General features: G+C 43.9%; 5 protein-coding genes. 2 read left to right on the forward strand and 3 right to left on the reverse strand.

From position 1 onward, the window contains the following. Positions 1 to 292: 292 nt before the first annotated feature. The 3 genes from mrcB to erpA are packed head-to-tail and all read right to left on the reverse strand — an operon-like array spanning position 293 to position 3386. A complete protein-coding gene (mrcB, locus tag QZ106_RS08565; RefSeq protein WP_295976448.1) occupies positions 293 to 2650 on the reverse strand; it encodes a penicillin-binding protein 1B in 2358 nt (785 codons plus the stop codon). Positions 2651 to 2680: 30 nt separating this feature from the next. Beyond that, positions 2681 to 3043 (reverse strand): YacL family protein, encoded by a 363-nt coding sequence (locus QZ106_RS08570; protein ID WP_295976449.1) that lies wholly within the window; start codon positions 3041 to 3043, stop codon positions 2681 to 2683. A 1-nt stretch (position 3044) separates the two neighbouring features. Beyond that, positions 3045 to 3386 (reverse strand): iron-sulfur cluster insertion protein ErpA, encoded by a 342-nt coding sequence (gene erpA, locus QZ106_RS08575; RefSeq protein ID WP_109104263.1) that lies wholly within the window; start codon positions 3384 to 3386, stop codon positions 3045 to 3047. A 135-nt stretch (positions 3387 to 3521) separates the two neighbouring features. Between erpA and map the strand changes: the two genes are divergently transcribed. Then, complete coding sequence (gene map / locus QZ106_RS08580; protein ID WP_295976450.1) at positions 3522 to 4325, forward strand: type I methionyl aminopeptidase; 804 nt, start codon at positions 3522 to 3524, stop codon at positions 4323 to 4325. A 66-nt stretch (positions 4326 to 4391) separates the two neighbouring features. Beyond that, positions 4392 to 6983, forward strand: coding sequence for a bifunctional uridylyltransferase/uridylyl-removing protein GlnD (gene glnD, locus QZ106_RS08585; RefSeq protein WP_295976451.1), 2592 nt, complete (start codon positions 4392 to 4394; stop codon positions 6981 to 6983). Positions 6984 to 7106 lie beyond the last annotated feature (123 nt).

The raw sequence follows: 7106 nt of genomic DNA on the forward strand, positions 1-7106 counted from the left end.
ATTCTGGTCTCATTTTTTTGTATATGTTCTCATTTATATTATTCTTACTCTGTTTATAGATTTCATTGTGTTTTTATTTAAAAAAATTATTAGAAATTTTAAGTGAATTTATTATTTTTAGTGCCGTAGCGTGCATCTTGATGCACGATTAAATAGAATGTCGTGTAACAAGATGTATGAGACGGATTCTATTGATGAATAGTTAAAAACACCATAAAAAATGACCGCACTTATCTCCTCAAGTGCGGTCGTTTTGTTAGGTGTTTTTATTCTGCGTGTAGCCGTCCATTTTTTATTCACCTTCTTTTAGCACATCCCATACGCTTTCTTGTTTTACCGGGGTTGTCGGTGCTTGCGTTGCTGTATTACTGATCATGGAGCCGGTTTGTGCGAGTGGACTTTGTTGGCAGAATGATTGATTTCTGTCTGCCCAAACAGGGATCGTGCGTGAGCTGCTGCAATCCCAACCGCCGTAGGCATTAATTCCGATCCACTTGATGCTTTGTGGTTTGTTTAATTTTAATGGGCGAATAGTCGCGCGTTGTAAATACTCTTTATAGACCTGTAGAGCGCCACTGGCACCGGTGAGTTTGGTTTCACCGTTGTCATCTCGTCCAAGCCAAATGGTGACAACGTTTTCGCCATCAATTCCCACAAACCAAGTATCGCGCGCATCGTTAGTAGTACCGGTTTTACCGGCTAAGTGTAAATGGGCGTAATCCGGTTGCAAGCTGTGAGCGGTGCCACGATCAACCACTTGTTGCATAGCAAAAAGCGTTTGGAAAGCGGCTTCAGGTGGCGCAACTTGTTTGGGTTCGAGATCATGCTCATAAATTACATTGCCTTGTCTATCCGCAATACTACTGATCGTGCTGAGCGGAATGCTGGCGCCTTCGTTGGCGATAGTTTGATAAAGCTTGGTCACGTCATAAGGCGAAATGGCATAGGAACCCAGCAACATTGACGGGACTTTCGGAATCGTGACTTTATCCCAACCCATGGCTTGTTGCATGGAAATCACTTTGGTTAACCCCAGCTTCATGCCGATGTTGACCGTTGGGATATTCAACGAACGTACCAACGCATCCATCAGCATGACCGAACCGCTGTATCGGCGGTCGTAATTGCGCGGTTGCCAAGGTGGGCTGCCTTTCACATTGATGGTAATTGGTTGGTTGTTAATCGGTGTGTTTAATCGAAATTGCTCCGGATACATAAGTGCGGTCAAATAAATGGACGGTTTTACCAACGAGCCGATTTGGCGTTTGGCCGATAAGGCGCGGTTGAATCCGGCAAATTGCGTTTGCAGCCCGCCCACAATGGCGCGCACCTCACCGGTTTGATAATCGGCAACCACCATGGCGGATTCCAAAAACGGATTCTTATGTTTGAGTTGTAAATCGGATACGGCACTGATTACCGCTTGTTCAGCCTGATCTTGTTGTTTGATGTCTAACGTAGAAAAAATTCGCGCCCCCAGGAGATTTTCTGTTTTGCCTTCGCCAAGCTGGTGGCGTAATTCGGTTTGTAAGGTTTGGATAAACGCCGGGTATTTACGGCTAATTTTCCCTTTTTCTTGCACACCAAGCGGGCGTTGGCTTAATAGTTGATAGAGTTCATCACCGATAATTTTATGTTCCAACATCAAACGCAACACCACATTTCGGCGTTCCAGCGCATTCGTTGGATTTCGCCATGGGTTATAGAGGGAAGGGCCTTTGACCATGCCCACTAATAACGCAATTTGATCTAAGCTGATTTCCCGCACGGAACGTCCGAAATAAAACTGGCTGGCCAATTCAAAACCATGAATTTGGTTGTCGCCGTTCTGCCCGAGGTAAATTTCGTTTAAGTAGGTTTCTAAGATACGGTTTTTGTCATAACGCCAATCGAGAATTAACGCCATCAAGGCTTCGTTAATTTTACGGGTGAAGGTACGCTCGTTACTTAAAAATAAGTTTTTCACTAGTTGTTGGGTTAGCGTACTGCCGCCTTGTACCGTTTGCCCTGCTTGGATATTGGTGATCATGGCACGTAAGATGCCAAGTGGGCTGATACCATCATGTTGAAAGAAACGACGATCTTCCGTCAGTAATAAGGCATCAATGAGTAAGCGCGGGTATTGTTGCAAAGAAATTGCAAGACGTTCTTCTTTGTCTGATTGCAAAATGGCGATCAGCTTTGGCGCCAAGCGAAATTCATCAATGGCTTTAACATTAATCAGATCTTCAATGACTGCCAGTTTATCGTTTTCAAAACGCAAGCGAAAAACCCGTTGCGCTTCCGGTGTGTCGGGAAAAGGGAATGCACGACGCAATAAGACGATCGTGTTATTTTCAATTTTAAAATCGCCCGGTGCGGCAATCAAGGTGGTTTGGCGATATTCATTTTCTAAGAGAAGTTGCTTGATTTGCTCAAAACTGAGTTGATCACTCACCCGAATGCTTTCAATTCGGCTATACACTTCTGCCGGCAAACGCCAAATTTGTCCGTCCATTTTGCTGCGAATTTGCCAATCCAAATAAGCGGAATAAGAAAACAGCATACAAAAAAAAGTGAATGCGATTTTTAACAGCTGAATTGTCCAAGATCTTCTGGATTTTATCGGTGGCTGTTCAGTCGAAGTCTGTTGCTCTTTTGTTGTTGCCATGTGCGTTACCGTTTGGGCTGAATGTTGGGATTAGGCGCGGATAAAATCCAAGTAAGAATGTAAAAAACGGGCAAAATCTTCAATGCCACAAAAGGCGATACTTTCATCATCGTAATAATAAAAACCGTCTTCCAACGCGTCTGGATTCTCAATGGCGAGATTATTTGCCTTTGCCATCACCTCATCCGCGTTAATGTATAAGCTGTATTCGGCACCGGTTAACACGACATCCGCCGCATGGGGGGCGGGTAAGTTTTGTAAATGAAAAAGTGCGGTAGAAATTAGTTGTGGATTTGACCGCACTTCGATGTTAAACCAGTTGGCAAAGGCTTCGTGCTCCATGGAGCACTTCGCGACAGTGTTGCCTTGATGGGAGGTAAACTGAAAATCCATATTAGATGCTGAAAGAGGATCCGCAACCGCAAGTGGATGAGGCATTCGGGTTATTCACCACAAAACGTGAACCTTCCAAGCCGTCGGTATAGTCAATGGTGCCGCCAATTAAATATTGTAGGCTCATTGGATCGATAACTAATTGCACGCCGGCATTTTCTACGGTTAAGTCACCTTCATTGACTTTTTCGTCAAAGGTAAAGCCGTATTGGAAGCCGCTACAACCGCCGCCGGTAATATAGACGCGCAATTTAAGCGCCGGATTTTCTTCTTCGGTAATTAAAGACTTCACTTTCTGTGCCGCAGCATCAGTAAAGGTTAACGGAACGGATATCTCTGTCATATTGTGTAATTCCCCACGATTTATTTGAGCGCGTATTATCCAATAACCGACTAGTCCATTCAAGAATTTATCAAGGATTTTTCTCTGTCACAGTGCTATAATTCCGCCCGTTAATTTTTAAATAGGGAGATAAACATGAGTATTCCATTAAGAACGGAAGAGGAAATTGTTAAATTACGCGAAGCTTGCAAACTGGCATCCGATGTGTTGGTGATGATTGAACCGTATATTAAAGAAGGTGTGAGTACCGGTGAATTGGATCGCATTTGTCACGATTATATGGTGAATGTGCAAAAAGTTATTCCAGCTTGCTTGAATTATCATGGTTTCCCGAAAGCGACTTGCATTTCCATTAACGAAGTGGTTTGTCATGGCATCCCAAGTTTTGATAAGCATCTGAAAAATGGCGATATTGTGAATATTGATGTCACGGTGATAAAAGACGGTTATTTTGGAGATAACTCAAAAATGTATATTGTTGGCGAAACCAATTTACGCAGTAAAAAGCTGGTGGAAGCGGCGCAAGAAGCGCTTTATGTCGGTCTGCGTACGGTTAAACCGGGCATTCGTTTAAATGAGATCGGTAGAGCCATACAAAAATATACGGAATCTCAAACTTTTAGTGTGGTGCGCGAATATTGCGGCCATGGCATTGGGACGGAATTCCACTGCGAACCACAAGTGTTGCACTATTATGCGGACGATGGCGGCGTGGTGTTAAAACCGGGCATGGTGTTCACCATTGAGCCGATGATTAACGCCGGCAAAAAAGAAGTGCGTTTAATGGGCGATGGCTGGACGGTGAAAACCAAAGACCGTAGCCATTCTGCACAATTCGAGCACCAAATCGTGGTGACGGAAAATGGCTGTGAAGTGATGACCATCCGTGACGAAGAGATTGCCGAAGGGCGTATTCAACGTGTCATGGTGAACGTTTAATTAACTGAAATCCGCTACGTTTCCCGTGGCGGATTTTTTCTATTTCCAGTTTTTGCAAGACGACCTATGCTTTTTCCTTACAATACCCAAGCCGAGCTCACACCAAGTGCGGTCAAAATTCAGAGAGAAAATTTAAAACAGTTTGAACTGGCGAATTTTGACAAAATAGCTATCGATCAACTGATTGCCAATCGTACGGCATTTTACGATCAATTCCTTTTGCACTTGTGGCGTCATTTTCAATTTGCCGACAATCCCACATTAAGTCTGATTGCCGTGGGCGGTTACGGGCGGCAGGAAATGTTCCCTCTTTCCGATTTGGATATTTTGATTTTAACGGAGCAAACACCAACGGCTGCGCTGCAGGAAACACTCGGTCAATTCGTGCAATTTTTATGGGATTGTGGTTTTAACGTTGGGCAGAGCATCCGTACCCTTGCCGAATGCCAAACGGAAGGCATGGCGGATATCACGGTGGCAACAAATTTGTTGGAAGCGCGTTATTTAATCGGCAATCAAACGTTATTCAAACAGTTGGCCGCATTGGTGCAACAACCGACTTTTTGGTCAAAAACGGATTTCTGTCAGGCAAAGATTCAAGAAAAAAATGAGCGTTATCAACGTTATAACAATACGTCTTACAATCTTGAACCCGACATTAAATACAGTCCGGGCGGCTTGCGGGATTTGCATTTGTTGTATTGGATTGCCCTTCGCCACAACGGGGCGAAAAATTTGCAGGAAATTTTGCAAGCGGGATTTATTTATCCGGCGGAGTATGCTTTGTTGCTGAAAAGCCAACAATTTCTGTTTAAAGTGCGGTATGCATTGCATTTAATCTTGAAGCGTTATGACAACCGCCTCTTATTTGATCGTCAATTAAAAGTCAGCGAATTATTGGGATTCCAAGGCGAGGGCAATCAAGGCGTAGAAGCCATGATGAAGCAATTTTTTCAGGCGCTACATTCCATTTCATTGCTGAGCGAATTACTGGTCAAGCATTATCAGGAGCATTTTTTAACCTCATATGAAGTGGAGAACGAGCAAGTGCTTGATGTGAATTTCAGCTTGATAAATCAATCCATTTGTTTGCGTCATCACCAATGCTTTGAACAACAGCCGGAAAGTATTCTCGATCTTTTCTATTATTTAACGCAATATCCGCAAGCGGAGATCCATTCCTCCGTATTACGTGAGCTGTATTTGGCGCTAGAGCAACGGCAAGGGTATTTATGCGATTTACCGATAGCACGAGAAAAATTTATTCGGTTGTTTAATCAGCCCAATGCCATCCAACGGGCATTTTTCCCGATGCACCAATATGGTGTGCTAACCGCCTATTTACCTCAATGGGGCAATATTGTCGGCTTAATGCAGTTTGATTTGTTCCATTGTTACACCGTGGATGAACATATTCTGCGTGTGATGTTAAAACTGGAAAGTTTTTTAGCGGAAACGTCGGCGCAAAATCACCCGATTTGCCATCAAATAATGCATCAAATTTCTGACCGCACTTTATTGTATATTGCCGCCTTATTTCATGACATCGCGAAAGGGCGTGGCGGTGCGCACGAATTACTGGGGGCGGAAGATATACGCGAGTTTGCCGTACTGCATGGTTTCGACCAACGCGAAACAGAAACCATGGCATGGCTGGTAGAACAGCATTTGTTGATGTCGGTGACCGCACAACGACGGGACATTCATGACCCGGAAATTGTGCTGAGTTTTGCCGAGCGTGTGCGTAATCAAGTGCGCTTAGATTATTTAACGTGCCTCACCATTGCCGACATTGTGGCAACCAATGAAACCTTATGGAACAGCTGGAAGCGTTCTTTATTAGCGACCTTATACGATTACACCACGCAACAATTTGCCCAAGGGCTGGCAACCTTGTTGGACAATCAGGCAAAGGCTGAAGAGCATCGCCACTTAGCGTTGTTAGAAATACGTGAAAAAAACACCGCACTTTCTGAGCCGCAAATTGAAAAGCTATGGCAACGTTGCCCGTTGGATTATTTTTTACGTAATTCGCCGCAGCAAATCAGCTGGCATACGCAACTGCTTGCCGAGTTTCGCGGTGATGTGTTGGTAAAAGTGAGCAATCGGTTTTCCGGTGGTGGTACGGAAATTTTTATTTATACCAATGACCGCCCGAACCTGTTTAATAAAGTCGTGAGTACCATCGGCGCGAAAAAACTCAGCATTCACGATGCACAAATTATTACCACGCAAGACGGCTATGTGTTGGACAGTTTTATTGTGACTGAATTGGATGGTGCTGAGTTGCCATTTGATCGTCGTCGCATGTTGGAAGATGCTCTGACGAAAAGCCTAACGTCAGAAACGGTGAATAAACAACGCCTGCGCGAAAAACACCATTTGGCTCATTTTCATGTGAAAACCGACGTGCGTTTTTTGAATCTTGAGAAGAACGATCAAACTGAAATGGAATTGTTCGCTCTGGATCAGGCTGGCTTGTTGGCGGATGTGAGCGCTGTCTTCTGTGACTTGGAGTTGAACTTACTTAACGCAAAAATCACCACCATTGGTGAAAAAGCAGAGGACTTCTTTATTTTAACGAACAAATTCGGCTGTGCCTTGGACGAGTCGGAGAGAGCCACGTTATTGACGCGTTTGTTGCAAATTTTAAATTAGTGTTTAAACATAAAAGTGATCTGCACCCCAAAACCTGGACACCTAATTTGAGGTGCAGATTATGTCTTACTCTTATCAATTTCGTTTAGAAATTATCAAACTCGTCACCGAACAGGATTATGG

The organism is uncultured Aggregatibacter sp., from assembly GCF_901873365.1.
Lineage (GTDB): Bacteria > Pseudomonadota > Gammaproteobacteria > Enterobacterales > Pasteurellaceae > Aggregatibacter.

What these genes read in the sequence shown, in the direction of transcription:
- glnD (WP_295976451.1), top strand. Translation starts at nt 4,392, where the DNA reads ATGCTTTTTCCTTACAATACCCAAGCCGAGCTCACACCAAGTGCGGTC.
- erpA (WP_109104263.1), bottom strand. Translation starts at nt 3,386, where the DNA reads ATGACAGAGATATCCGTTCCGTTAACCTTTACTGATGCTGCGGCACAG.
- map (WP_295976450.1), top strand. Translation starts at nt 3,522, where the DNA reads ATGAGTATTCCATTAAGAACGGAAGAGGAAATTGTTAAATTACGCGAA.
- mrcB (WP_295976448.1), bottom strand. Translation starts at nt 2,650, where the DNA reads ATGGCAACAACAAAAGAGCAACAGACTTCGACTGAACAGCCACCGATA.
- QZ106_RS08570 (WP_295976449.1), bottom strand. Translation starts at nt 3,043, where the DNA reads ATGGATTTTCAGTTTACCTCCCATCAAGGCAACACTGTCGCGAAGTGC.